24 protein-coding genes are annotated in these 24,455 nt (G+C 61.9%); 6 read left to right on the top strand and 18 right to left on the bottom strand.

Annotated features, from left to right (window positions below; genetic code table 11):
• Positions 1–83: 83 nt before the first annotated feature.
• Both ACR3YK_RS09925 and ACR3YK_RS09920 read right to left on the bottom strand, forming a co-directional pair.
• The gene (locus tag ACR3YK_RS09925; protein ID WP_486174723.1) at positions 84–1,448 is read right to left on the bottom strand and encodes a glucose-6-phosphate dehydrogenase; all 1,365 of its coding nucleotides are present in this window, start codon (positions 1,446–1,448) and stop codon (positions 84–86) included.
• Between the two features lie 52 nt (positions 1,449–1,500).
• Positions 1,501–2,127, bottom strand: a complete 627-nt coding sequence (locus ACR3YK_RS09920) for a hypothetical protein (protein ID WP_486174722.1) — start codon at positions 2,125–2,127, stop codon at positions 1,501–1,503.
• A 146-nt stretch (positions 2,128–2,273) separates the two neighbouring features.
• On the opposite strand from ACR3YK_RS09920, the gene ACR3YK_RS09915 reads away from it, so the two are divergent.
• From ACR3YK_RS09915 to ACR3YK_RS09900, 4 genes are read left to right on the top strand one after another with little or no spacing between them, the layout of a single operon-like run.
• Positions 2,274–2,714, top strand: a complete 441-nt coding sequence (locus ACR3YK_RS09915; protein WP_486174721.1) for a hypothetical protein — start codon at positions 2,274–2,276, stop codon at positions 2,712–2,714.
• Between the two features lie 58 nt (positions 2,715–2,772).
• Positions 2,773–3,285: a thioredoxin family protein gene (locus ACR3YK_RS09910; RefSeq protein WP_486174720.1), complete on the top strand. Its 513-nt coding sequence runs from the start codon at positions 2,773–2,775 to the stop codon at positions 3,283–3,285.
• A 6-nt stretch (positions 3,286–3,291) separates the two neighbouring features.
• Entirely contained in the window at positions 3,292–4,041 is a 750-nt protein-coding gene (locus ACR3YK_RS09905) for a cytochrome c biogenesis CcdA family protein (protein ID WP_486174719.1), read from the top strand.
• Between the two features lie 48 nt (positions 4,042–4,089).
• Entirely contained in the window at positions 4,090–4,509 is a 420-nt protein-coding gene (locus ACR3YK_RS09900) for a DUF1761 domain-containing protein (protein ID WP_486174718.1), read from the top strand.
• A 60-nt stretch (positions 4,510–4,569) separates the two neighbouring features.
• Here ACR3YK_RS09900 and ACR3YK_RS09895 read toward each other — a convergent pair whose 3' ends face one another.
• The 7 genes from ACR3YK_RS09895 to ACR3YK_RS09865 form a co-directional block, all read right to left on the bottom strand.
• Complete coding sequence (locus ACR3YK_RS09895) at positions 4,570–4,866, bottom strand: DUF1905 domain-containing protein (RefSeq protein ID WP_486174717.1); 297 nt, start codon at positions 4,864–4,866, stop codon at positions 4,570–4,572.
• Between the two features lie 10 nt (positions 4,867–4,876).
• On the bottom strand, positions 4,877–5,905 hold the full coding sequence (locus ACR3YK_RS09890) for an alpha/beta hydrolase (RefSeq protein WP_486174716.1): 1,029 nt from the start codon (positions 5,903–5,905) through the stop codon (positions 4,877–4,879).
• 143 nt (positions 5,906–6,048) lie between these two features.
• Positions 6,049–6,600 carry an OsmC family protein gene (locus ACR3YK_RS09885; protein WP_486174715.1) on the bottom strand — a complete coding sequence of 184 codons (552 nt, stop codon included), beginning with the start codon at positions 6,598–6,600 and terminating at the stop codon, positions 6,049–6,051.
• Positions 6,601–6,757: 157 nt separating this feature from the next.
• Positions 6,758–8,146, bottom strand: a complete 1,389-nt coding sequence (locus ACR3YK_RS09880) for an MFS transporter (protein ID WP_486174714.1) — start codon at positions 8,144–8,146, stop codon at positions 6,758–6,760.
• 39 nt (positions 8,147–8,185) lie between these two features.
• Positions 8,186–8,518, bottom strand: coding sequence for a glutamyl-tRNA amidotransferase (locus ACR3YK_RS09875; RefSeq protein WP_486174713.1), 333 nt, complete (start codon positions 8,516–8,518; stop codon positions 8,186–8,188).
• 65 nt (positions 8,519–8,583) lie between these two features.
• A complete protein-coding gene (gene gatB, locus ACR3YK_RS09870) occupies positions 8,584–10,101 on the bottom strand; it encodes an Asp-tRNA(Asn)/Glu-tRNA(Gln) amidotransferase subunit GatB (RefSeq protein WP_486174712.1) in 1,518 nt (505 codons plus the stop codon).
• Positions 10,094–11,137, bottom strand: a complete 1,044-nt coding sequence (locus ACR3YK_RS09865; RefSeq protein WP_100388634.1) for an EamA family transporter — start codon at positions 11,135–11,137, stop codon at positions 10,094–10,096. The genes gatB and ACR3YK_RS09865 overlap by 8 nt, the downstream gene beginning before the upstream one ends.
• 92 nt (positions 11,138–11,229) lie before the next feature.
• Between ACR3YK_RS09865 and ACR3YK_RS09860 the strand changes: the two genes are divergently transcribed.
• Entirely contained in the window at positions 11,230–11,766 is a 537-nt protein-coding gene (locus tag ACR3YK_RS09860; protein WP_486174711.1) for a CGNR zinc finger domain-containing protein, read from the top strand.
• Positions 11,767–11,850: 84 nt separating this feature from the next.
• Here the strand turns inward: ACR3YK_RS09860 and gatA are convergent, their stop codons facing one another.
• The 7 genes from gatA to ACR3YK_RS09825 all read right to left on the bottom strand — a co-directional run bounded on the left by gatA (position 11,851) and on the right by ACR3YK_RS09825 (position 21,099).
• Positions 11,851–13,365 carry an Asp-tRNA(Asn)/Glu-tRNA(Gln) amidotransferase subunit GatA gene (gene gatA, locus ACR3YK_RS09855; RefSeq protein WP_486174710.1) on the bottom strand — a complete coding sequence of 505 codons (1,515 nt, stop codon included), beginning with the start codon at positions 13,363–13,365 and terminating at the stop codon, positions 11,851–11,853.
• Positions 13,365–13,679 carry an Asp-tRNA(Asn)/Glu-tRNA(Gln) amidotransferase subunit GatC gene (gene gatC / locus ACR3YK_RS09850; protein WP_100388632.1) on the bottom strand — a complete coding sequence of 105 codons (315 nt, stop codon included), beginning with the start codon at positions 13,677–13,679 and terminating at the stop codon, positions 13,365–13,367. The genes gatA and gatC overlap by 1 nt, the downstream gene beginning before the upstream one ends.
• 50 nt (positions 13,680–13,729) lie before the next feature.
• Positions 13,730–14,725 carry a serine hydrolase domain-containing protein gene (locus ACR3YK_RS09845; protein WP_486174709.1) on the bottom strand — a complete coding sequence of 332 codons (996 nt, stop codon included), beginning with the start codon at positions 14,723–14,725 and terminating at the stop codon, positions 13,730–13,732.
• Positions 14,725–16,077 (bottom strand): alpha/beta hydrolase, encoded by a 1,353-nt coding sequence (locus ACR3YK_RS09840; RefSeq protein WP_486174708.1) that lies wholly within the window; start codon positions 16,075–16,077, stop codon positions 14,725–14,727. The genes ACR3YK_RS09845 and ACR3YK_RS09840 overlap by 1 nt, the downstream gene beginning before the upstream one ends.
• 128 nt (positions 16,078–16,205) lie before the next feature.
• Entirely contained in the window at positions 16,206–18,527 is a 2,322-nt protein-coding gene (gene ligA, locus ACR3YK_RS09835) for an NAD-dependent DNA ligase LigA (protein ID WP_486174707.1), read from the bottom strand.
• Between the two features lie 131 nt (positions 18,528–18,658).
• Complete coding sequence (gene mnmA, locus ACR3YK_RS09830; protein ID WP_100388628.1) at positions 18,659–19,822, bottom strand: tRNA 2-thiouridine(34) synthase MnmA; 1,164 nt, start codon at positions 19,820–19,822, stop codon at positions 18,659–18,661.
• A 95-nt stretch (positions 19,823–19,917) separates the two neighbouring features.
• Positions 19,918–21,099, bottom strand: coding sequence for a cysteine desulfurase family protein (locus ACR3YK_RS09825; RefSeq protein ID WP_486174706.1), 1,182 nt, complete (start codon positions 21,097–21,099; stop codon positions 19,918–19,920).
• 131 nt (positions 21,100–21,230) lie between these two features.
• On the opposite strand from ACR3YK_RS09825, the gene ybaK reads away from it, so the two are divergent.
• Positions 21,231–21,707 carry a Cys-tRNA(Pro) deacylase gene (gene ybaK / locus ACR3YK_RS09820; RefSeq protein ID WP_486174705.1) on the top strand — a complete coding sequence of 159 codons (477 nt, stop codon included), beginning with the start codon at positions 21,231–21,233 and terminating at the stop codon, positions 21,705–21,707.
• Here the strand turns inward: ybaK and ACR3YK_RS09815 are convergent.
• Positions 21,704–22,648: a tetratricopeptide repeat protein gene (locus ACR3YK_RS09815; RefSeq protein WP_486174704.1), complete on the bottom strand. Its 945-nt coding sequence runs from the start codon at positions 22,646–22,648 to the stop codon at positions 21,704–21,706. The two genes, ybaK and ACR3YK_RS09815, sit on opposite strands and share 4 nt — an antisense overlap.
• The gene (locus ACR3YK_RS09810) at positions 22,645–24,393 is read right to left on the bottom strand and encodes a DUF8094 domain-containing protein (protein ID WP_486174703.1); all 1,749 of its coding nucleotides are present in this window, start codon (positions 24,391–24,393) and stop codon (positions 22,645–22,647) included. The genes ACR3YK_RS09815 and ACR3YK_RS09810 overlap by 4 nt, the downstream gene beginning before the upstream one ends.
• Positions 24,394–24,455: the final 62 nt, after the last annotated feature.

The following is a 24,455-nucleotide window of genomic DNA, read 5'->3' as shown; positions in this document are numbered from 1 at the left end:
CTACTGTGCTGCCCAACCTCGTCCGCCGTTCTGATTCGATCAGCTACCGCCGCGCCAGCGTGCGGCGCCCCGAACAGCGGCACTCACACGGAGCCCCAGCTCGCTGGGCCAGTGGAGCCTGCCGGGTACTCTTCCAAGGGAACCCGATCGGCGCGAAAAGCCTCAAGAACGGGAGCCACGATGCGCCAGCACTGTTCGGCAACGTCGCCCCGAACCGACAGCACTGGATCGCCATCGATCAGCGATGCGATCACCTCGCCGTAAGCGCTCATCGCGGCGTCGCCGAGGGTGGTGTTCAACCGGGTGCGATCGAGAGTGAAGGGATCTCCCTCACCGTTGACGATGAGGTCGAGGGAGAGCGTCGCCGGTTTGATCGAAATCGTGAGTTGAGCGGGGTCAGCGCTGCCCGCTAACCCACGGGGCAGGTGAGGCACGGGCGCAAAAGTGATCACGATGTCTTGCCGCGAATCGCCCAGGGCCTTGCCCGATCTCAACACGAAGGGAACTCCAGCCCACCGCCAGTTGTCGATCTCGAACGTGACTTCGGCCAGAGTTTCGGTACCGCGCTCGGAATCGACGCCGTCTTCATCCACGTAAGCCGGAAGGCTGCGATCGCCAATTGTGCCCGCTGTATAGCGGGCGCGGCGAGCGCACGTGCCATCCACCATTTGCACACGAGTGGCGCGTAACACTTGGGCCATCGAGCCACGGAGATCCTCGGAACTCACACTCGCCGGCGGCTCCATCGCCGTCAGCGCCATCACGAGCAACAAGTGGCTCTGAATCATGTCAACGACCGCGCCAGCACGGTCGTAGTACCCCGCACGCCCTTCAAGAGCGAGCGCCTCATCGAAGATCAACTCAACCTTTGCCACGTTAGGGGCCGCCAGCAGCGGCTCGAAGATTCGGTTGGCGAAGCGCAACCCCAACAGGTTCAGCACCGTCGACTTGCCGAGAAAATGATCGACTCGAAAAACTTGTTCTTCAGGCACGATCGTCTGCAGCAGGCGGTTGAGGTCGCGAGCGCTCGCTTCGTCAGTGCCGAATGGCTTCTCGAGCGCGAGCACAATGCCCTCGGGAAGCTCGAGCGTCGCCAGTACCGCCACAACTTTCTGGGCAATCGCGGGAGGCAAAGCGAAATACAGTGCCACCCGGCCGGAGCCCGCCGCGATCAACTCACGCAGTTGCTCGGCATCGGTAACGTCGGCCTGAACGTAGTGCGCTGCGTTGGCCACGGCAGTGGCTGCGGGCGAAGCGATGGCGTCGAATGACTGCGTCACTCGGTTGCGCCAGGCTGCGTCATCCATTTCTTCGCGGTCTGCCCCGATGAGCGTCAGCGGCTGGCTCTGGTCGCTGCCCAAGAACGATGCCAAGCCGGGCAGCAGAAGTCGCGACGTGAGGTCGCCGCCCGCTCCCAAGATGATCAGGGTGTCTATGCGTGCCGTCATTGTGCGCCCTCCGGTCGATATCGCCCACTGCCGGGACTGGTCTGCCGGCGCTTTAGCGTGACGTGGTGTTGCCAGTATCTCCGGCGCTGCTCGATGGTTGCTGAGCAGCGACGGCAGTTGCGGAGGCCGTGGCGGTGACGCCGGCGAACTTAGAGGCAGAGCCGCGGCGCGACCATGCCATCCACCACCACACAAGTGCTCCCACGACCGCGGACCCAATAATGCCCACCACAGGCCCGAGCAGCACGGTGCCCCCGACGGCGGAATCAGTGGCGTTCACGGCGATCGTCAGGTAGGCCGCAAAGAGCGGAATATCGAGCACAGCGACGATACCGAGCGATTGAAAAGTTACCTGCCAGGGCTTGCGGACGGCACCCCGTTTGAGAAGGAATACACTCGCGAAGGCGGCAAGCGCGACAAGCAACAGAGCCACCACGGCAACCACAATGACGACAGTGCTGATGACGCTGCCAGCGCTAGCGATGAACTCTGCGACGACAGGAACATCTCCGAAGAGTCCGCTGACGCCGTTAGCGGTACCGCCAAGGAGCAACGTGATTCCTCCGCCGAGGGCAACAAATCCGAGCATGAGCCAACCGACCGAGAACAGGGCGTGCGCCACTGCTCCAGCTACGAGGGCATGACCGCGTTGGGCACTGGTGAGCTGCGCTTTTTGCATGCTTCGACGTTAGCGCAGCACGACACAGGCTGGAGGAAAATCCGCCCACTCGCCATCACAAGGTGAGAAACAGTCTTGACACCAAAACGCGGGTGATTTGGGCGCTTCGCAGGACAAGCGGCCTGTTGAGTCGCTACGGTTTGGATATGAAATCGTGGAGGGACGCGCTCAACGCCGAGCAGCAAGCTGACGTTGATCGAATTCTCGACTCGTCGCTGAATGTCGCACGCAATCATTTGAGCCATGCCAGTGAGTTCATGACATTCGCACTGATGACCGATGCCACAGGTCGCGTGCTTGAGCTCTCCGCTGACGAAGCACTCAAGAAGAAACACTTGGACTCCCAAGCGTTGATCGCCCAAACCGTGACCCAGTTGCGTCAAATGGCGGCAATCTCGCGGTGCAGTGCCATCGTGTCGAACACTCGAATCGCGTCGTTGAAGTCAGACGCAATTGAAGTTCGTATCGAGCACAAGGCGGGTGCCGCACTGATGGTTTTGCTCCCCTACACGCGAGCCAGATTCACAGGTGCACTCACATTCGGCGACCTCAAGCTGTATTCACACACGGCTGAAGTCTGGGTATAGTCGCAGAAATTTCGCGCGAGGCGGAAGTTTTCTTCGGCCGCGTGCGTTACTAGATAGCATGAACAAGCGAATCCTTGCGGTCATTGTTGCTCTCGCCGTCGTTGTCATCGCGGCAGTTTCTGTCGTAGCTGTCCAAAACTCGAACGATCCTGTCGAACCCTCAGCGTCTACAAACGACTCCGCGGTTTCTGAGAACTCGAGCGAGCCCGATTCGAACGCCGAGCCCAACACCGACGAGAGTGTAGAGGTCGCCAATGATGGCGGCGGCGACTATGTGGACTACAGCCCGAGCGCCATTGCAGATGCCGACGGCCGCGTCATCCTGTTCTTCCATGCCACGTGGTGCCCCCAGTGCGTTTCTGCCGATACCGATATCAAGGCGTCGGGTGTGCCGTCGGGAATCACCATTGTGAAGGTTGACTACGACTCCAATCAAGATCTTCGGGCCGAGTATGGGGTCACCCAGCAAACAACGTTCGTAGAGGTCGATTCCAGTGGCACAAAGGTTCAAGACAACTTCGTCGCCTACGCCGACCCCACGCTGGATGCTGTGCTCACCGCACTCAACTAGGCCGCAATGCTCAGCCTCATTCTGCTCTCCTTTGTCGCGGGCATCCTCACGGTCGCAGCACCGTGCGTTTTGCCGTTGCTGCCCGTGATCGTGGGCGGCTCCATCGTGCGCACGAGCAGCGACGAGAAAGTCGCAGAACGTCAATGGTTCCGTCCCGTCGTAATCGCGCTCAGCCTCGCCGGTTCGGTCATTGTGTTCACGCTGCTGCTCAAGGCGACGACAGCGCTGCTGGGTATCCCGCAGCTCGTCTGGCAAGTCATCGCCGGCGGCATCCTCATCATCTTCGGACTCACCCTCGTGTTCCCCGCGCTCTGGGAACGCTTCATGATGGCGACGGGCATCCAGAACCGCACTAACGCCGTGATGAACCGTTCGTATTCGCGCGGGGGTCTCGGCGGCGATGTCATGCTGGGCGCGGCCCTCGGCCCCACGTTCAGCAGCTGCTCCCCCACCTACGCCCTGATTTTGGCGACGGTGCTTCCCGTGTCGTTCGGCGAAGGTCTGCTCTACATCGTTGTCTACGCCCTCGGCCTCGCCATTGCGCTCTTGATGATCGCATTCCTAGGGCAAGCATTCGCTCGCAAACTGGGCTGGCTTGCCAACCCCAACGGGGTGTTCAAGCGCGTGGTCGGCATCATCCTGTTGATCGTCGGTCTCGCCGTGATCCTGGGACTTGACAAGCAATTCCAGAGCTACGTTCTGGAACAGGGCTGGTACGACCCCATCCAGCGCTTCGAAGAAAGCATCACCGGCTAACGGCGACGAGAGTAGGATTCGGGCACCGAATATCAACCGGAGGTTGTCATGGTTCCCGAAATTAACTACATCGCCGTACTACTCGCGACTCTCTCCAGCATGATCGTGGGCACGATCTGGTACTCCCCTCGCGTGTTCGGCAACTACTGGATGAAGGCCGCAAACGTCACGCCCAGCGGAAATGCTGGGGATGCCGTTCGGCCGATCGTTGTCACTGTGATCGTGAGCTTCATCACGGCCTGGGTACTCGCGGGTGCAGCGTTCATCGCCTTCGACTTCTACGGCGGCAGTTTCTTTGTGAATACTCTGCTGACGAGCATCGTGCTGTGGGGCGGATTCACGGCTGCTCGTTTCATCACCCATGATCAGTTTGATGGGCGCCCCAACGGCCTCACGGTGCTCAACGTGAGCCATGAGTTCGTCACGATCGTCGTGATGGCGCTGATCATCGGAGTCTGGCCCGCCTAAACACCGGGAGGCCCGGCCGTCGTCGCTGCGCGTTGACGCCCCAGCGGCCCACGCGGAGCCTCAGATCAGCTGAATCGTAACCTCGGCCGTGTCGCCGGCTTCTAAACCTTCAGCGCGCCGCACAGCCATCTTGACGGGCAAGAAGTAGCTATCTTCAACACTGCTGTCAGGAAAGATCGACGTCGTCCATGTGGTAGCACCGATCGTGACTTCGACCGCGATGGCACCGAAGCCCCGCGGCGGCGACGGAATCTCCTTGATATCGACCCCGACATCCGGCGGCACCTGAAGAAAGTGCACACTCGGCTTCGATGCCCACGGCGTGAGCTCTGACGTGAATTCGAAGGTGGGCTTCATAGCCTCGAGGCTACTCGTCAATGCTGTTCAGGAACGTCACGGTTGAGTCGAAGGCCGCTCGAGCATCCTCGAAGTCGAGGTGGAACTGGTACTCGTGTGGGAGCTGCTCCGTGTGATCTTGGGGATAGAACACCGGTGTCGTGTCAACGCCGAGCTCAGCGAGCTTCGCAGCGAAGGGCTCCGATTGGGATGCCGTGAGCGGGTCAGCGTTACCGCCTGAAATCCACGTACGCGGGAAGTCTGCTGTCACGTCGTCGAACACCGACATCTGCTCGCCGCCGGGAGTGTTCGACCAGTCCTTAACTCCGATGTAACTCCAGAGCGCCACACGGAAGCCCCAGCCGCCGAGGCCCGGAGCGTTGGGTATGCCGCTCACATCGTAGATTCCGCAGTTGAGGATGACGCCCTTGAGTTGATCGGTCGAGAGTGCGGGCGTGATGCCGACAATTGCGGCGTACTCGGGGTTGGTGACGACCGCGGCCAGTTGAGCACTGAGTTGAGCGCCGGCGGAGTCGCCCGCGAGCACAATGGTGTCAGGATCGATGCGCAAACGGTCGGCGTTCTCGATGAGATAGGCCAGCGCATCATTGATTTCGTTGAGCGCCGTCGGATAGCTGGCTTCCGGCGAAACGGTGTAGTTGAGAGCGACGACGGTGAAGCCCTCGGCAGCAAGGTTGCGCGCGTAGGGCGTCACGTTCGATTTGTCGCCGGAGATCCATGCTCCCCCGTGCGTCCACACGACGGTAGTGAGCGGGCCGGCTGACCCCGCAGGAGAGTACACGTCGAGCGAGTTGGCGCTTGCAGAGTCGCCGTACTGCTCGTCGAGCGATTCGGTCAGTGGTACCTCAGTGGCGTACCGCTCCATCTCCTCCACCGTCGAGACGGCGTCTTTATCGAAGAGTGCGCGAATAAGAAGCGTGGCTGGCCACGGACTGAGCGTCCACACGAGAGCGGCGATGAGGCCGAGCGCGAGAGCGCTGAGGCCGATCGTGCTCGAACGTCGGCGGATCCATGGTCGACGTTCAGCAGTACGGCTCATGTCTCCAGCCTAACGACGGCGCGGGTCGCGCTGAACGCTTGAGCTACCCCCGTTGGGGGCTGAAGTGTTCGGGTGCCGTTGTTGCCGGTCTCGTGACCGGCAGCAACGGCACCCCTAACACTTCGAGGGGGAATGTGCGGGAGTTAAGCCGAGACGAGATGAGTCGTGATGGGTGTGGGGTTCGCGAAGAGGTCGAGAACGGGGCAGTGGGCGTCGACGGCTTCGCGAAGCTCCTCATAGCGCTCTTGCGACTCCGGACCCGTGATGGTGATGTTGAGGCGAATTGCTCCGAAACCGTTACGCACGGTCTCGTCGATCCCGAAGAGACCGCGCACATCGAGGTCTCCCTCTGCTTTGACCGAGATGTCATCGAACGGGATGTTGAGCACCTGAGCATATAGACGGAACACCACAACCTGGCACGCGATAAGCGCGCCGAGCGCAATTTCCACCGGGCTCGCTGCGAGGTCGTCCCCGGCGAGCCCCTCAGGCTCATCGATGCGGAACACGTGCTTTCCGGCCTTGAGCACCGTGCCGACGGACCCTTCGCCCTTACCCGTAACGGAGTAGGTGAGTTCGGCAGCGGCAGGTTTCGCAGCGATTCGTGAGTTCCACGCAGCACCCGCAGCGGTGAGGCGTGCGGCGCGGTCGGCGGCGAGATCGGTGGACGTTGGTTCGTTAGTGAGAAGTGTCATGCGGCGACGGTAATCGCAATTGCCCGCCATCGCGCGGCAGAGTCGTAACACCCCGAAACACTGCTTAACACAGTGCAACGCTGGCCGCTTCGTTGCCGCTTTCTCGGCGGTGGTGGGAGCGCTACGAGCCACGACAGCCCGACTGTGCCCCGCTGGGTTAGCGCGTGCGCACGCGCAGGGCCACAGGAATGGATGCCACAGCCAACACCGCCGCAAGGCCAAGAGCCGCCACGAATCCCGCACCGTTCACGAGCCCGCCGACGGCAGCGAAGACAAGACCGCCGAAAGCGATCGCGACGGCGCCGCCCGCGGCATCTGAGATGGAAAGCGCAGCGCTGTTGAAGCCCTGGTCGCGCGAGCTCGAATGGCTGAGCACGAGAGTCGAAAGTCGAGGGAAGGTGATTCCCATGCCCGCGCCAGCGATAAGCCAACCCGCCGCAGCGATCCACAGCGAGAGCATGAAGTAGGCCGTCACGAACTGGGTCGCGATACCCACGCTCAGCAGCACGGATCCGACGACCACGACGCGGCTGTGCGAGACTGACTCCGGCAGTCGCCCTTGCAGCGCAGAACCGGTGGCCCACGACACCGCACCGACGGTGAGGATCAGCCCCGCGGCCCAGGCGGGCAAGCCGTAGCGCTCGTTCAGAAGATACGGCAGATACACCTCGGTCGAGAAGAACGCTGCGGCGAAGACACCACGCAACACGATCGTGCTGGGCAAACCACGACGCAGAGTGAGCGAGCCCGCTGGCAGCAACGGGCGCAGAGCGATGATGGCAATCACGAGGGCTGCAGTCGCGAGCGGCCACGCGAAGGCTCCCTCGCTCTCACCGCCGAGGCTGATCGCGACGATCGCCACGGCAGCCAAGACTGCCCACACGACGGCTCGCTTCCCGGACGACTTCTCCCCCACGGTGACCGGCTGGTCGAGCAACACGCGCACCGCGGGCAAGATCGCAGCACCGGCCGCGATCACGAGAACGACCACACCGAAAAAGACCCAGTGCCAACTAATCTGCTCGGCCACGACACCGGCAAGCGGCGGGCCAATCAGTGAGGGCAACACCCAGGCCGACGCGAACAATCCAAAGATCTTGGGATGCAGCACCGCCGGGTACAGCCGGGCCACGACCACGTAGAGCGCCACGATAAGGGCGCCAGAACCAAGCCCCTGCAGGAAACGCCCGATGATGAAGACACCCATCGTGCCCGCAAACCCCGCCACAAGCAGACCGACGGTGAAGACCGCCATGGCGGCGATCAGGGGCTTGGCTGGCCCCGTGCGGTCGGACCACTGCCCGGCTAGGACCATACCGATCACGCTCGCAGCCAGAGTGCTCGAGAAGGCTACAGAGTACAGCGATTCACCATCAAGGTCGCGACTAATCGTGGGCATAATCGTCGTGACCGCGAGGGTCTCGAATGCTCCCAAAAAGATCAGCGAGAACGCGCCGATCGTGGTCCACATCACCTGCGGCGAAAAGATCGTGGCAGGAATCGGGATGGGGCTCGTAGGCGTACCCATCGGGCTGTTACTTGTCATGGTGTTGTGCTCTTTGACTACGTTTGACCGCGTTTCTCGCTAGGAGATTTCGACGACGATGCCCCGACCAAGTTCGTCAGCATCGGCATCCGTGTGCACAGCGAACACGCCCGTCGGAATGCCCGGCAGGTTCGCTACGCGGTTGGCGACACCCATGAGCGTCGACTCATCAGCGCCCGTGATCACAATCACGTAGGCCTCGTTGAAGACGTCGCCCTCTTCGACAACAAAGATCTCGCCACCCTCATCGAGCTCAGTTGTGAACTCTACAAGCGACTCAATCCACGGGAAGCGACTCTCGCCCTCAGCCACCTCGGTGTCGGGAGTGAGGGGAACGTGGATTTCGACAACAAGATCGGCAGTTTCAGACATGACCTCAACGGTACTGCCTACAGCCGACGTCGCCGCTCCACGGAAGCCACAGTGCGTCGGGCGCCCTACTCGGCGGCGGCGCGCTCCAACACTAATTCGCGAACGCGTGCAGCGTCGGCCTGACCCTTCATTGCCTTCATGACCGCGCCAATAACAGCGCCGGCCGCCTGCACCTTGCCGTCACGAATTTTCGCCAGAACATCGGGCTGGGCAGCGAGGGCCTCATCGATAGCAGCAATCAGCGGGCCGTCGTCAGAGACGAGCTTGAGCCCACGGCTGTCTACGACCTCAGCGGGAGTTCCCTCGCCGGCGATAACGCCCTCGAGAACCTGTCTGGCCAAGCTGTCGTTAAGGACTCCGTCGTCGACAAGCGCGACGAGAGCAGCAACATCCGCTGGGGTAATCAGCGAGCCGGCGTCAGCACCCTGAATATTCGCGAGTCGAGCAATTTCGCCCGTCCACCACTTGCGTGCTTGAGCTGCAGTCGCGCCAGCCTCAACGGTCGCTTCGATCTCGCTGAAGAGGCCGGCGTTGTTGACATCACGGAACTCAAGGTCAGTGAAGCCCCATGCCGCCTGCAGGCGCTTACGACGCTGCGCGGGAGGTTCAGGAAGAGCCGCACGCAGTTCGGCAATCAGTTCAGCCGAAGGTTCGACAGGAAGCAGATCGGGCTCGGGGAAGTAGCGGTAGTCATCGGCGTCGCTCTTGGGACGACCAGCGCTCGTGACACCGGTGTCTTCGTGCCAGTGACGGGTCTCCTGAGTGATTGTGCCACCCTTGTGGAGAATGGCCGCCTGGCGCTGAATCTCGTAACGAACCGCACGCTCAACGCTACGCATCGAGTTGACGTTCTTCGTCTCGGTGCGCGTACCCAACGTGCCCGAACCGCGCGGGCTCAGCGAGATGTTTGCGTCGCAGCGCAGATTGCCGCGCTCCATGCGTGCTTCAGAGATACCCAACGAGCGAACGATGTCGCGAATCGCCGAGACATACGCCTTACCAACTTCCGGAGCATCCGCTTCAGCACCCGTGATCATGTGCGTGACGATCTCCACGAGCGGAACGCCGGCGCGGTTGTAATCAACCAACGAATACTCAGCACCCTGGATGCGACCGGTCGAGCCACCCACGTGGGTGAGCTTGCCGGCGTCTTCCTCCATGTGGGCGCGCTCGATCGGAACGGTCAGCTTACGGCCGCTCTCTAACTCAATCTCCACGGAACCATCAAACGCGATCGGCTCATCGAACTGGCTGATCTGGTAGTTCTTCGCGAGGTCGGGGTAGAAGTAGTTCTTGCGGGCGAAGCGAGAGCTCGGCGCAATCTCGCACCCGAGCGCGAGCCCCAAAGAGATCGAATACTTGACCGCCTCTTCGTTGACGACAGGCAAGCTGCCGGGCAAACCGAGATCAACCGGAGTGATCATGGTGTTCGGTTCGCCATGCTCAGCACCCGCCGCGGCAGGGTTCGGAGCATCCGAGAACATCTTGGTCTGGGTATTCAACTCGACGTGCACCTCGAAACCGAGCGTCGGCTCAAATAGTTCGAGTGCTTTGTCGTAGTCCATCAATTCAGCTTTAGCCACCAGACGATTGTACGTGGCGCAGAGGCACCGTATCGGTACCCGGTTCGAGCGGCGCGGATGCCGGGGCCAAAATTGGCTCATCTTCATCGCTCGGGAAGGCCTCGGCCTCGATCGTGAAGTCACCAATATGCTCCGACTTCTCGGAACGAACGAAGGCGATCCCCGCCAGAATCAGCGCTCCCCCGATGAACTGCGTGATCGACAAGTTTTCGCCGATCAAGAGCCAGGCGTAAATCGCTGCCGTGACAACCTCGAGCAATCCGACGAACGACGCGAGTCGGGAACCGAGCATTTCGCTCGCCATGATGCTCGTGGAGTACGCGATACCGGTCGCGACGATACCCACGATGAGCAGCGGAACCCACCACGGCGCCACAAAACCCAGCACCGAGACATCCACCATAGGCATATCGAACGGCACAATACCCACGAGACCGATAAGCCCCAGGATGATGCCACCGATCAGCAGACCTGCTGCGGCTAGGGCGACGGCCGGCAAGCCCTCGCTCGAGCGCGCAGCAACCACGTAGTAAACCGCCGCCCCGACTGCCGCGCAGGCGCCGAAGATGATGCCGATGGGGTCAAGGGCGCCTGAACCTTCAGGAGAGACGACGAGGATAAGGCCGCCGAGCGCCACCACCGAGCCGATCAACACAACCGCTTTGGGCATGCGACGCGTCGTTGCCCAGGCGAAGCCGACGAGAAGAAGTGGCGCCATGTACTCGAGCAGAATGGCGATGCCCACGGGGATGCGTTCTACGGCCGCGAAGTAGACAAGTTGTGTACCGGCGACGCCAATGATGGCCATGAGCAGGATGCGGCTGCGGGCGTACCAGAGCGCGATCCAGCGGCCCTTGAGAGCCAGAATCGCGAACGGCGCGAGCACAGTGCCACCGATGAGAACGCGAACGGTCACCGCCGCCGCCGGGCTCCATCCGGCTTCCAGTACCGGTTTGATCAGCGCGCCCGATAACCCGAAGCTGGCCGCAGCGATCACAGCAATGAGCAGGCCGAGGGTGGTGGACGAGCGATTCATGGGCAACTACTTTGAACGAGATTGACGAGTATTTCTGCTGACGCTAGTCTCGAAACAAATAAGGAGTCAAATTGCAATTTGCCCCTGACACAGTGGAGAGTCTCGAGTTCGCCGTTTTACTCGGAAACACGCATGAACTCGCAAGCAGATCAGGCGTCGACGAACTCATGACGGTCGCGCAAGTGCACGAGCTCGTCATGCAGTTTCGATTCAGCGGCCGCATCGACCGCAACGACGCTGAAGTGGCCGAAGTGCGGGCCGTGCGAGACCGCATCCGCGGCGTCTGGAAGCTCACACGCGATGACGCCGCGATCGAGATCAACGCGATGCTCGCTGAAGCGAAAGCCTTGCCATTCTTGGCGCGCCACGGCGACTTCGACTGGCACCTGCACGCCAACGACCCCGAAGCACCGCTCGCCGAACGCATTCAAGCCGAAGTGGGGTTGGCACTCGTCGACGTCGTACGGTCCGACGCGATGTGGCGGTTGCGGCGCTGCGAAGCTCCCGACTGCGAAGGGCTCATGGCCGACCTCTCGCGCAACGGCTCACGCCGGTTTTGCAGCATCCGCTGTGGAAACCGGATGAACCAAATCGCCTACCGCGAACGGCAAACGAGTGACAACGCGTAGCCTGCCCTCCGCCACCACGATCGCGTTAACGCAGTCGACCCGCGCTCATGATGAACACGGGTCGACTGACAGAAACGGAACTAGCTAGCCGAGGGCCGGAATCTGGCTCGGCAGGGTGTGACCCCACTGAGCTTCGAGCAAACGCTCGAGCGTGGCGCCGACCTCGTACAGGCGAGCGTCGCCGCGAGCCGGAGCCATAATCTGGAAACCAGTCGGCAGTCCATCTTCAGGAGCGAGCCCCATCGGAAGACCCATGCCGGGGATGCCCGCAAGGTTGGCCGGAATCGTGGTGACGTCGTTGAGGTACATCGCCATCGGATCTTCGAGCTTCTCGCCGAGCTTGAACGCGGTGGTGGGCGCCGAGGGCGAGACGAGAACGTCAGCCTTCTCAAACGCTGCAGCGAAGTCGCGCTGAATGAGCGTGCGCACCTTCTGCGCGCTGCCGTAGTACGCGTCGTAATAGCCGGCGCTCAAGGCGTAGGTACCGAGGATGATGCGGCGCTTGACCTCGTCACCGAAACCAGCCTCACGGGTCGCGGCCATCACGTCTTCAACGGTACCGCCGCCCTGAGGCGTGACGCGGAGCCCGAAGCGCACCGAATCGAATTTCGCGAGGTTGCTGGATGCCTCGGCGGGGAGGATGAGGTAGTACGCCTCAACCGCGTACTCGAAGTGCGGAGCATCCACTTCAACAATTTCGGCACCGAAGTCGGTGAGCAACTGCAGAGCTTCGTGGAAACGCTGCGAGACACCGGCCTGGAAGCCGGGGCTGTCGAGCTGCTTGATGACACCCACGCGAAGGCCCTTGAGGCTTTCGGCGGCGGCACCGGCACGAGCTGCGGCAGCAAACGACGGCCACTGCTCGTTGAGCGAAGTGGAGTCGCGCGGGTCGTGCCCGCCGATCACATCGTGCAGCAATGCGGAGTCGAGAACGGTACGCGAGACGGGGCCAACCTGGTCGAGCGACGACGCAAGAGCGATCGCGCCGTAGCGCGAGACGCCGCCATAAGTGGGCTTGACGCCAACGGAACCCGTGACGGATGCCGGCTGGCGGATCGATCCGCCGGTGTCAGAACCGAGAGCGAGCGGAGCTTCAAACGCGGAGACGGCCGCAGCAGAGCCACCACCAGAACCACCGGGGATGCGATCGAGATCCCACGGGTTACGCGTCGGGCCGTACGCCGAGTGCTCGGTTGACGACCCCATGGCGAATTCGTCCATGTTGGTCTTACCGAGCGGGATCAGGCCAGCGGCACGCAACTTCGCCACGGGCGTTGCGTCGTAGGGCGGAACCCAGCCTTCGAGAATCTTGGAGCCCGCCGTAGTGGGCATGTCGATCGTGCAGAGCACGTCTTTGACGGCGACGGGCACACCGGCGAGCTCGCCGAGCGACTCCCCTGCCGCGCGACGCTCATCGATGCGCTTGGCGTTGGCGAGAGCATCCGCCGACACGTGCAAGAACGCATGAACCCGGTCGTCGACGGCAGCGATGCGGTCGAGGTGTGCCTGGGTTGCTTCGACAGACGAGACTTCGCCCGAGCTCAGCTTGCCGGCCAAATCTGCTGCCGACATCGTGGTGAGGTCGTTCACAGCTGCCATTACTGTTCTTCTCCCAGAATCGCGCTCACGGCAAAGCGTGAACCGTCGTGCTCAGGGGCGCCGGCGAGCGCCTGTTCGGTGGTGAGGGTGACGCCGGGAACATCCGCACGGAAAACGTTGCTCAGAGGAATCGGGTGGCTCGTTGCCGGAACCTCATCGGTTGCGACCTCGCTGACCTTGGCCACAGAATCAACAATCGCACCAAGCTCACCAGTGAGCTTCTCGATTTCGTCGTGGGTCAGGGCGATGCGGGCAAGCGATGCGAGGTGCGTAACGACCTCAGTAGTGATCGCACCCGGATTGGTGTCAGTCATGGAGCTCCGAAGATGGGAAACAGACAGGGAACCCCTCCAGTGTATTCGGCTTAGCGGTCGGCGATGAGCGACAGGGCGAGAGCGTCAACACTCACGGCTGTATTGCTGAGCACGACGACGGCTCGAGATCGCTGTCGGTCGAAACCCACGAAACTTGCGAAGCCGCCCGTCATTCCGTTGTGCCACGTCACGCCCTCGGGGTTCGTGAGCCAGGCATAGCCGATCATCCCCTGTCGCGAAATGTTCACTCGCGGCATGGTGGCATCCTGTCCTGGCGCACTGCCGTCGAGCTGAGCCTGCGTGTAGCGCATCATGTCCGGCAGGGTGGAACGGATGTTGCCCGCCGGCCCATAAGCGTTCATAGTCCACGGCGCGACGGCTCGGCCCCGCGCGTCGAAGCCTGTGGCGGCGTCGGCGGGCAGTTCGGCCACGGTCGCGGTGGAACGGGTAGCGCTCAGCCCGAGTGGCACCGCAATCCGTTCCTCGACAAGTGCGGAGTAGCTGGTGCCAGCGTCGGCAGCGAGTGCTTGCCCGAGCACTGCGAAACCCAGATTGGAGTAGTTGAACGTACCGGCACGCCCGAGCGGAGTGGCGGCAGTCTGCGCTACGAGTTCGGACACTGACGCTACGTAGGGGTCTAGCCCCGCGCGCACGGCCCAGGTACCGCGTCGGAACTCAGCAAAGCTCACGGGAAGCCGCGGCAGTCCACTGGTCTGAGTGGCGATGTCGCCGAGCGCGAGTGCCGCGGCAGGGCTTGATCCGAGCTCTAGCAACTCCCCCACTGGTGTCTGGGCAGCAACCTCGCCGCGCTCGATCGCGAGCGCCAGTAGGGATGCGGTGAAGGTTTTCGTGACCGAGCCTATTTCGTAGTCCAGAGCATCCGATGCCCCGAAGTGCGCGGTCTGCCACTGGCCCTCAGCAAAGCTCGCAACGCTCAATCGGTCGTGACGACGCGCCCGCACCGCATTCTGTATCTGGGCAATTAGGGATTCATCGCCGGTCGAGGGATCAGCCAGATGCAGTCGTCGTTTAGGGCGAAAAGCCATCAGCTTTGCGCGTTTTTCACGGCGGCGATCGCGCGTTGAACGGCAGGAGCGCCCTCAGGAATAACGAGGTCACCGCGGCCAATGCACAGCAACGCGAAGTTGCGCATGGATTCGGTACCGGGCGTGAAGTATCCGTTGTGCCCTACTGAAGCCTCGAGTGGTTGTTTCATGACGACATCGAAGGCACCACTCACGCCCAGCGACTGGGCACCGAAAGCTTTGGAACCGGGATCAGCGCCGAAATACGAGCTGTTGGGAATGGGATCCCACGCTGCTTCTCCCACGAAAACGTTGCCGCCACGAACGTGGAGGTCGTCCACGGATCGCGCGGGGCTGCCGGGCGAGCCGACCATGGCAAGCGCGTCAATCTCGAAGTCGTATTCCGATAGCGCCATCATCGCCGCCGTCGTTCCATAGGAGTGGGCAACGACTGAGATGTAGGGCTGGTCGGCACCACGCAGAGCCTGCAAGCCGAGGATCGCGTCAGCGAGAGTGTCACGTCCCTGGTTCGCGTTATCGATTGCGCCCACGTTGGTGAGGTTGGGGGTGTCGTAGCCGATCCACGCAACCGTCGCGACAGTCTCGTTGCGCGTGAACACCGATTGGGATTCGAAATGGTCCAGCCACTGCTGCTGCTCGCAGTACAGCGTGTAGGCGGCCTCTGCCCAGTACGACATTTGACCTTCGATGGTGAAGAACATGCCCGGCACCAAGAAGCTGACGTAGTCGGCTTCGCTCAAGTCGCCGAGCACAATAGCGGCCTTGCCTTGACCTGTGACGTCGAGGGTAATGAGGGTTCGTTCGGGAGCCGCCTGATCGAACGCGAGAGACTCCGAGATCGACGAAAGCATGTTGAGTTGCTGGCGGGCGCTCTGCTGCACTGCGCGCCCCGCATCCGAATTGACGACCGCGGTGAGTTCAACGATGGTTTCCTCGAGAACAGTGCGATTACTGACGTCGCGAATCGTGTAGGGCACGCCTTCGAGGTTTCCCAGCAACTGTGGGCTAGCGATTTCGAGAGCTGCCTGGCTGTCACTGGCCAAGTCACCCCACCAGAGCGCAACTTCTTGGGCAGGAGGTTGTGAGGCAAGAATTTGTTCGATCGCCCCCGGCCGTGCTGCGAAGAACTCGGGGATGGTATCGGCGGGGATACTTGCGAGGGAAGTGAGAGTACGCGCACTGAACGTTGCGGTGCCGAGCGAGCCGGTGGTGTCAACGACAGGGCCAACAAAGGGTGCGGGTGCGCCACTCGTGACGATGGAGTGAAACTCGATTGTGGGCGCGCTGGAGGCCTCGGCGGCGGGTAAGCCTGTAACCGAGGTAGCCAAAGCGAGTGCAATTTCTATCAGCAACGTCGGGTAATCCCCTCAGGACCGTGAGCTGTGCGCCATCCCCGCGCACAATCACGTGTAGCCAATCCTAAGGGGAAACAGCCCCATTCGGGGGTAAACCGAAGGCATTACCGCTGTTTTACTAGGTTTTAGAGGGAGTCAGGCCCCTCTTTGAGCAGTCGAGCGAATTGTGCAGCGTCAATCACGGGAATTCCCAGTTGTTCCGCTTTGGTCAACTTTGACCCCGCGCCCGGCCCGGCGGCCACAAAATCGGTTTTTTTACTCACGCTTGACGCCGCTTTTGCTCCTGCGGCAATGATCGCTTCTTGGGCACCTTCGCGCGTAAACCCCTCCAGACTGCCGGTTGCGACGATCGTGAGACCAGCGAGAGGGCCTTCATTGGACTGCGCTGCGCCGGGACCCGGATGGCCGGGAGTGGACCATTGCACTCCCGCAGCCGTCCAGCGTTGAACAATCTCTTGATGCCAGTCGACCTCAAACCAATCGGCGACCGAGTCAGCGATGATCTGGCCGACACCATCGACCGCAGCCAACTCTTCACGCGTTGCCTCACGGATGGCGCTGAGCGAGCCGAAGTAGTCAGCCAGCGCACGAGCCGCGACAGGTCCAACGTGGCGGATGCTCAAGCTCACGAGCAGTCGCCAGAGCGGCTTCGTTTTGGCTTCCTGCAGGTTGGCGATGAGCTTGATCGCATTACTTGAGGGAACCCGGTCGGGAGTGCCCGCAAACTCTTCAGCGTCGGCGTCGAACTCGGGGTCGGCATCCTTGCCCGTTGATTTGCGCGCGCGCCGGAACGGAGTGACGAGCCGTTCGGTGCCGTCGTCGTTGGTGAGCACTTCGCCGGTCTCGGAATCCCGTACCGCGACCACAATCGGGAAAATATCCTCGATTGTGAGGTCGAAGAGTCCCGCTTCGTTGATGAGCGGGGGCACTTTGGGCTCTCGCGGTTGAGCAAGCGCCCGCGCAATAACCTCACCGAGCACCTCGATATCGAGGCCACCCCGGCTGCCGGTGTGCTCGATGCGGCCTCGAACCTGCGCCGGGCAACTGCGAGCGTTCGGGCACCGCAAATCGATGTCGCCCTCCTTCATTGCGCGCAAGGGCGTGCCACATTCCGGGCAGTTCGTGGGCATGACGAAGGCGTACTCCGTGCCATCACGCAGTTCTTCAACCGGGCCAAGGATCTCGGGAATAACGTCTCCCGCTTTGCGCAGCACAACGGTGTCGCCAATCAGCACACCCTTGCGTTTGACGACATCCTGATTGTGAAGCGTGGCCTGGCGCACAACCGAACCAGCAACCAGCGCTGGCTCCATGACGGCATACGGGGTTGCGCGACCTGTGCGCCCGACCCCCACCACGATGTCGAGCAGCTTCGTATTCACTTGCTCGGGAGGGTACTTGTACGCGATTGCCCAGCGCGGAGCACGAGACGTTGCGCCGAGTTCTTCGTGCAGCGCGAGCTCATCGACCTTGATGACGATGCCGTCAATCTCGTGCACGACACTGTCGCGGTGCTCACCGTAGTACCGGATGAAGTCGTCAACCTCGGTCGCTGTGGGCACAACCTTGTAATAGCTACTCGTCGGCAAACCCCACTCCGCCAGAACGCCGTACACCTCACTCTGGGTGCGGATCGGTTCGCTACCTTCGCGCTCACCGTTCCACGCGCCGATGCCGTGCACGAGCATCCGCAACGACGACAATCGACGACGCATGGCCGCCAACTTTTCGTCGTTCTTACCCTCAGATTTTTGGCGCAACGAACCGGCTGCAGCATTGCGTGGGTTGGCAAAGACCTTCTCGCCGATACGTGCCTGTTCTGCGTTGAGCTCGCGGAAGAGTTCCAACGGGATAAAGACTTCCCCGCGCACTTCAACGATGGGGGGATGCCCCGAGCCAGCCAAGCGCTGAGGGATGCCTTCGACCCGAAGAATGTTCTCGGTCACGTCTTCGCCGACGCGACCGTCGCCCCGCGTTGCAGCACTGACGAGAACGCCGTCGATGTAGCGCAGGTTGATAGCAAGCCCATCAATCTTGAGCTCACACAGGAAATCGATGTGGCGAGCGGAGTCGCGCTGAACCTTGGCGGCCCATTCGCCGAACTCTTCGAGCGAGAACACGTTGTCGAGGCTCAACATGCGTTCGGCATGTTGGACAGGATCGAACAGAGTCGCTACGCGGCCACCGACGCTCAAGGTAGGGCTGTCTTGACCTTGGAGTTCGGGATGCGCTTTCTCCAGCTCTTCAAGCCTGCGGATCAGGCCGTCGTACTCGGCATCGTCGACGAGCGTTTCGTCGCGAACGTAATAAGCATCGCGGAGTTCAAGAATGCGCGTCGTGAGCGCTTGCGCCTCATCCCGTGCTTCAGCGAGTTCAGGATCGACAGTCTCGGGAACGTGCTCGTCTGAGGAGTGAGAAGAACCCGAATTCACAGTGCTATTGGCCACAGCACCAGTGTAAACAGCGGCACTGACTTCTCCGTGTGAAACGACAGCGCCGTCGCGCGGGGCTCACGCTAGCGAGAGAGTGTACGTGCGCTCATGGATTCGTGCGTTCGTACGTTCGTGCCCGCGACGGGCTAGACGCCAGCAGGAACCGCAGAGACGGTGCGCGCGATTGTGCACTGCCCCAAAACGCGCGTTCCGACGTAAACCACGGCGGTCTGGCCGGGTGAGACCCCATTGAGCGGTTCGTGGGGTGTGATGATCAGTTCAGGCCCGGTGGCGTCGCCGACGTTGTCAGTGCCCTCGGTCGACGGGGCAATGCGCGCAACCGCAGGCATCGGGTCTGAGTGAGCGCGCACCTGCACGTGGCATTCGAAGCTCTCCCCCGGTTCGGAGATGAGACCGGATGCTTGCGGGTCGAGCCCCGCCCAGGAGAACTTAGTGCCAGCGACCTGCGAGAGCGCGAGAGCTTCGCGCGGTCCGACTACAACCTGATTGGTCTTGGGACGGATCTCGAGTACGAAACGGGGCTTGCCGTCATCCGTGGGGTAGCCGACGTTGAGGCCCTTGCGCTGGCCAATCGTGAAGGCCAAAGCGCCCTCGTGCTTACCGAGAACGTCGCCGTTGCGGTCGAGGATTTCGCCCTGCTCCGCGCCGACCTTGTCGGCGAGCCAGCCACGGGTGTTGCCGTCGGGGATGAAGCAAATGTCGTGGGAGTCAGGCTTGTTCGCTACCGAGAAGCCGCGCTCAGCCGCTTCCGCGCGAATCTCTGCCTTGGACGGGGTAGCGCCGAGCGGGAACATACTGTGCGCCAGCTGTTCGGTCGTGAGTACACCGAGAACGTAGGACTGGTCCTTGGCCCAGGCCGCAGCGCGGTGCAGCTCGCGGTTGCCATTCTCATCTTCGATGATGTTGGCGTAGTGACCGGTTGCCACGGCATCGAATCCGAGCGCCACGGCCTTCTCGAGAAGGGCAGCGAACTTGATGCGCTCGTTGCAGCGCATGCAGGGGTTCGGGGTGCGGCCGGCGGAATACTCCGCGATGAAATCATCGACGACATCGAGCTTGAAACGCTCGGAAAAGTCCCACACGTAATACGGGATTCCAATGATGTTGGCGGCCCGCTGGGCATCCATCGAATCTTCAATCGTGCAGCAACCGCGAGCGCCCGTGCGCAGGGTTCCGGGTTGCCGGCTCAGCGCCAAATGCACCCCAACAACCTCGTGCCCAGCCTCTACGGCGCGCGCGGCAGCTACGGCGGAGTCCACTCCGCCACTCATTGCCGCTAAAACCTTCATCAGACCAGTGTACGAGACACGATGCTGGGCAAGTTCCGGGTGGGCAGCGGCCGTGGCGGACCACCCGTCCACGGCAACTCCGAAGCGGCTGCGGCTTAGCCGCGCCCCAGCACCGTCATCCGGTCGGAGTAGCCAGCGCTGCGCGCCTGTTCGACAGCGCGGGGAAGCGCCGCAACGAACTGCTCCACCTCGTCGGTGGTGGTGGACTCCCCCAGCGAAATGCGAAGCGCTCCGCGCGCCGTAGGTTCGTCAAGACCCATCGCCAGCAAAACGTGGCTCGCTTCGGGCACGCCCGCCTGGCAAGCCGAGCCGGTCGAAACGCTGAAGCCCGCAACATCCAATAAGAAGAGCAGCGAGTCACCTTCACAACCGGGGAACGTGAAGTGGACATTACCCGGCAAGCGATCACTCGGGTCGCCGCGCAAGACAGCTTCGGGAACGGCAGTCTGCACCCCCGCAATGAGCGAATCGCGCAAGGCAGTGAGTCGTGCCGCTTGCTCAGCCAAGTCGGCCGTGGCTTCGCGAGCGGCCGCCGCGAAGGCAACCGCGCCGGGCGCATCCATGGTTCCCGAGCGGGCACGCTGCTGGCTACCGCCGTGAATCAGCGGAGTGACGGATGCGGAACGCGCGATCACGAGAGCGCCAACGCCGACAGGCCCGCCGATCTTGTGTGCCGAAACGCTGAGCGCCGCGACGCCGGCCGCATGAAAATCAATGGGAACGTAGCCGAGGGCAGACACGGCATCCACATGAACCGGTACTCCGTGAGCGGCCGCGAGGGCAGCAATTTCGGTCACCGGCTGCAGGGTGCCGACTTCGTTATTGGCCCACAGCATCGAGACCAGCGCAACATCGTCGGCGAGCGCAGTGCGCACATAGTCGACATCAATGCGGCCGAAGGCATCGACAGGAATCCAGTCGAGTTCGGCGCCCTCGTGGGACTGCATCCATTCGACCGCGTCAATCGTGGCGTGGTGTTCCGCCTGCGCGACGAGCACACGTCGGCGTTCGACCGGGCCGGAGTTTCGCGCCCAGTACAGTCCCTTAAGCGCAAGGTTGATGGCCTCGGTGCCACCCGAGGTAAAAGTGACCTCGACGGAATCTGCCCCCACGCTGGCAGCAACAACCTCGCGGGCTTCCTCGAGCATTCGCTTGGCCGCTTGGCCTTGAGAGTGAATCGACGAGGGGTTACCAACAACCGGCAGCGCCGCCGCGAAGGCCTCCACAACAGCAGGGCGCATCGGCGTTGTTGCCGCATGATCGAGATAAATGGTCACCGTAACTCAGCTACTCCCCCACTACATCCGCATGGATGACTGTGTGTCATTACTCTAGATCGCATGCACTGCTGCTTCGACCCAGCTCCCGCTCCCTCACGAGAAACTCGCGCACGAGAGGGAGCCGACTGATGGCGCTCGGAACCCCAGCAACCCTGGCTCTCGATGCTCTGGGTATTTCGTATCGCCTGCACCCCTACGAGCACGATGTCGGCAATCAGGGGTACGGCATCGAGGCCGCCACCGCACTCGGGATTGCCCCCGAACAGGTTTTCAAAACCCTCATGACGACGGTAGATGGCGACCTCGTCGTCGCTATCGTCCCCGTTTCAGGAAAGCTCGACCTCAAAGCACTCGCCTCTGCTCTCGACGGCAAAAAGGCGGCGATGGCCGATCCTGCCGTCGCTCAGCGTCGAACGGGATACGTACTGGGCGGCATTAGCCCGATCGGGCAGAAACAACTCCATCGAACAGTGGTCGACGAGACGGTCGAGCTCTTCGACACTGTCTTCGTCAGCGGCGGTAAACGCGGATTCGATATCGAGCTTTCACCCGTTGACCTGTTGCGTGCAACTCGGGCTCAGCTTGGCGCAATCGCTCGCGATTAGTACAGCAGCAGGGTCAGCCGGCGACGAGCATCCGCCACCCGTGGGTCGTCGGCTCCGGCAATCTCGAAGAAATCGAGCATGCGAGTGCGGATGGCGCCCTTGCCGTCAGCGTCGGCCGACGGAAACAGCTCGAGCAGTCGATCGAACGCGTCCCCGAGGTGACCCCCGGAGACATCGAGGTCTGCCACCGCGAGCTGCGCCTCAACGTCGGCTGGAGCCTCGGCGGCGGCGCTGCGCACCTCGTCAGCGGTGCGACCCTCAAGTCGTGCCAACAAAGAAACTTGGGCACGTCCAGCGATCGCTTGCTGGTCACGCGGATTCTGAGCGATTGCGCTTGTGTAGGCGTCGATTGCTTTCGCATAGTCACCAGCGGAAATCGCATCGAACGCCTCTTGGTGCAAAGGTGGCAGCGGTTCTTCGGCCGGCTCTGCAGCTTCGGCCTCGTTCGCCTCGCCGGATGCCGGCAGTGTGCCCGTCACTTTGTTTTCGGCCGCGAGCTGCAACACCTGCTCAAGCACTTCTTTGAGATCGTTCTCAGGCATGATGCCACTGAACAACTGAACGGGGCGCCCCCCGATTACCGCGGCTACCGTCGGCACCTCTCGAACTTGAAAGGCCTGCACCAGCTGGGGATTGCTCGTAGCATCCACGGTGACTAAAGCGAAGCGTCCCTTGTACTGAGCGATCGTTGGCTCGAGCGACGGTTCGATTCCCTGGCCAAAAAACTCCACGATGACGGGCACCGTGTTGGAGAGTTCAAGCACTTGGGAGAACGACGCATCGTTGGCGCTCGTCGCAAAGCTGCTCGGTGCCGAGGATTGGCCTGCAGAGGGTTCGCCCGGAGCACCAGCCGCCGGGGCGGGGGTGTTGTGTTGGCGAACCAGCGATGAGAGGTCGACTGCTCCGCGAAGACTAGCGGCGTTCAGGGGGGCGTTTGTCATTTCAACTCCGATGCTGCAACGAGTCCTTGGGTGTAGCCGAGCAGAACGATTTTCTCGCCACTGCCCGCGGCCGGAACATAAAAGAGTAGCTGATCTCCGTAGGTCGATTTGATGCCCTCTTCGGTAATGGAGATTCCCGACAACGCCTTAGTCTGCCCGCTGAAAGTCACGGCAGAACCCTCTTCCTTCGGAGCGGCAACCTTCGTTTCGTAAAGGTGCACCGCCACAATGGCGCCGGCGTCGATCGTGGCCATGGCGATGGGCTCTGCTGAACCCAACTCGTGACCGTAGGTCAGAGTGGCGGTGCTGGAGAGAGCGGCCTTCTCTTTGTTCTTCACTTCGAGGCCGACGCTCTCGCGCAAGCTGTCGCCTTCGGCCTGGAAATCGAGGTAGGAGTCGCTATCAACGTCCTGTTCGAGAATTTCGGCGTAGTCAAGAGCGACCTCGGTCGGGGATGAACGCAAGAGGCCACTATCCGCAGGCAGTCGTGACGTTCCTACGCTCGCGGCAGCCACATCTGGGAAGACTACCGATGGTTCCAGGTTGACGGCATAGCTGACCTTGTAGTTCTCCCGTGGCGACTCTTGTTCAAGGAACAAGGCGATGGGAGCCACCGTGGAATCAGTCTCGTCAAGGATGATCGTGAACACGGTGCGCGGCCATGTGTCCGTCTGCTGTGGCAGTGTCAGCTGTACGGGGCCATCCGGAATGGCTACTGGCAGGGCGATGTCATCATCGGCCTTGCGCATTTTGTAATTCGCGAGACGGTACTCCAGCGCGGCATCCGAGAATCGGGTCTCGAGTAAGTCGGCGTCGCGCTCTTCGTCGGCTTCTTGAGAGACTGCGCTGATCTGAGCCACAATCTTTTCGATCTGCCGCACAGCGACCGCGGGTGCGGTAACGGTAGTGGGCGCCGATGTTGACGTCGGCGTTGGGGTCGGGTCGCTTTGTTCGGCAGCGGAGTTGGGCGCTGTCGAACTCGTGCAGCCGCTCAAGACGAGGGCGCCGACCAGCACGAGCGGCACCGCCACACGAGCACTCGTGCGCAGGGAGGATGTCTCGTTGGTTTTAGCGCCGCGCTTCGACGGCTTGTACCGAGGCTTCTTGGGCACCTTGGGCATTTTCTGCGGCTTGCGGCGAGGTCCGCCGGCGCGACGCATGTGGTGCACAGCCCACATCAAGAAAATCAAACCAATCAGCAGCACGGCAGCGCCGCCGAGAATGAGGGTTCCCGCCCAGGGAGTGCTGTTGTCGAGCGGCCAGGAGAGCGAAACGGCGTTCGGAGCCGGATCGACACCATCTGACGCGAGGATGAAGGAGACATCACTGGGAATTTTCACTGTGAGAGCAAGCTCATCTTCGGCCTCGTAGTTTTCGAGCCAGAGATCGGAGTTGTACGGGTCGGGAACCTCTTGCTCTGCACCAGAGATAGTTTCGGAAACCAGCTCGCCTGTCTCAGCGTCAAGCGTGACCATGTTGTAGCTCGCATCGCCCACCCATGCGAGAACGTCAGTGGAGCGACCATAGGCTGCCACGATCCGGCGCGGGCCTTCGATGCGAATGGTTTGATTGCCCGAGTACGCATTGAACGCCTCGCCGCTGATCACGGTGAGCGGCGCGCTGCCCTCCGTCTCCGTGGAGACGGAGACTTCATCCGGGGTCGCGAGGATGGTTTGCTGGGCGATGCCGTAACCGATCATGACGGCTGCGAGCATAAAACTGACTATGGCGAGAACGAATCTCACTATCTCTCCTTTCGTGTTGCCCACGATGACTCGCGGAAAGGTGACCCTCGCCACGCTGGCGG

The organism is Salinibacterium sp. 10G20-15 (assembly GCF_057365065.1).
This window is presented reverse-complemented; position numbering and strand designations above follow the sequence as displayed.

What these genes read in the sequence shown, in the direction of transcription:
- ACR3YK_RS09925 (WP_486174723.1), bottom strand. Translation starts at nt 1,448, where the DNA reads ATGACGGCACGCATAGACACCCTGATCATCTTGGGAGCGGGCGGCGAC.
- ACR3YK_RS09920 (WP_486174722.1), bottom strand. Translation starts at nt 2,127, where the DNA reads ATGCAAAAAGCGCAGCTCACCAGTGCCCAACGCGGTCATGCCCTCGTA.
- ACR3YK_RS09915 (WP_486174721.1), top strand. Translation starts at nt 2,274, where the DNA reads ATGAAATCGTGGAGGGACGCGCTCAACGCCGAGCAGCAAGCTGACGTT.
- ACR3YK_RS09910 (WP_486174720.1), top strand. Translation starts at nt 2,773, where the DNA reads ATGAACAAGCGAATCCTTGCGGTCATTGTTGCTCTCGCCGTCGTTGTC.
- ACR3YK_RS09905 (WP_486174719.1), top strand. Translation starts at nt 3,292, where the DNA reads ATGCTCAGCCTCATTCTGCTCTCCTTTGTCGCGGGCATCCTCACGGTC.
- ACR3YK_RS09900 (WP_486174718.1), top strand. Translation starts at nt 4,090, where the DNA reads ATGGTTCCCGAAATTAACTACATCGCCGTACTACTCGCGACTCTCTCC.
- ACR3YK_RS09895 (WP_486174717.1), bottom strand. Translation starts at nt 4,866, where the DNA reads ATGAAGCCCACCTTCGAATTCACGTCAGAGCTCACGCCGTGGGCATCG.
- ACR3YK_RS09890 (WP_486174716.1), bottom strand. Translation starts at nt 5,905, where the DNA reads ATGAGCCGTACTGCTGAACGTCGACCATGGATCCGCCGACGTTCGAGC.
- ACR3YK_RS09885 (WP_486174715.1), bottom strand. Translation starts at nt 6,600, where the DNA reads ATGACACTTCTCACTAACGAACCAACGTCCACCGATCTCGCCGCCGAC.
- ACR3YK_RS09880 (WP_486174714.1), bottom strand. Translation starts at nt 8,146, where the DNA reads ATGACAAGTAACAGCCCGATGGGTACGCCTACGAGCCCCATCCCGATT.
- ACR3YK_RS09875 (WP_486174713.1), bottom strand. Translation starts at nt 8,518, where the DNA reads ATGTCTGAAACTGCCGATCTTGTTGTCGAAATCCACGTTCCCCTCACT.
- ACR3YK_RS09865 (WP_100388634.1), bottom strand. Translation starts at nt 11,137, where the DNA reads ATGAATCGCTCGTCCACCACCCTCGGCCTGCTCATTGCTGTGATCGCT.
- gatA (WP_486174710.1), bottom strand. Translation starts at nt 13,365, where the DNA reads ATGGCAGCTGTGAACGACCTCACCACGATGTCGGCAGCAGATTTGGCC.
- gatC (WP_100388632.1), bottom strand. Translation starts at nt 13,679, where the DNA reads ATGACTGACACCAATCCGGGTGCGATCACTACTGAGGTCGTTACGCAC.
- ACR3YK_RS09845 (WP_486174709.1), bottom strand. Translation starts at nt 14,725, where the DNA reads ATGGCTTTTCGCCCTAAACGACGACTGCATCTGGCTGATCCCTCGACC.
- mnmA (WP_100388628.1), bottom strand. Translation starts at nt 19,822, where the DNA reads ATGAAGGTTTTAGCGGCAATGAGTGGCGGAGTGGACTCCGCCGTAGCT.
- ybaK (WP_486174705.1), top strand. Translation starts at nt 21,231, where the DNA reads ATGGCGCTCGGAACCCCAGCAACCCTGGCTCTCGATGCTCTGGGTATT.
- ACR3YK_RS09815 (WP_486174704.1), bottom strand. Translation starts at nt 22,648, where the DNA reads ATGACAAACGCCCCCCTGAACGCCGCTAGTCTTCGCGGAGCAGTCGAC.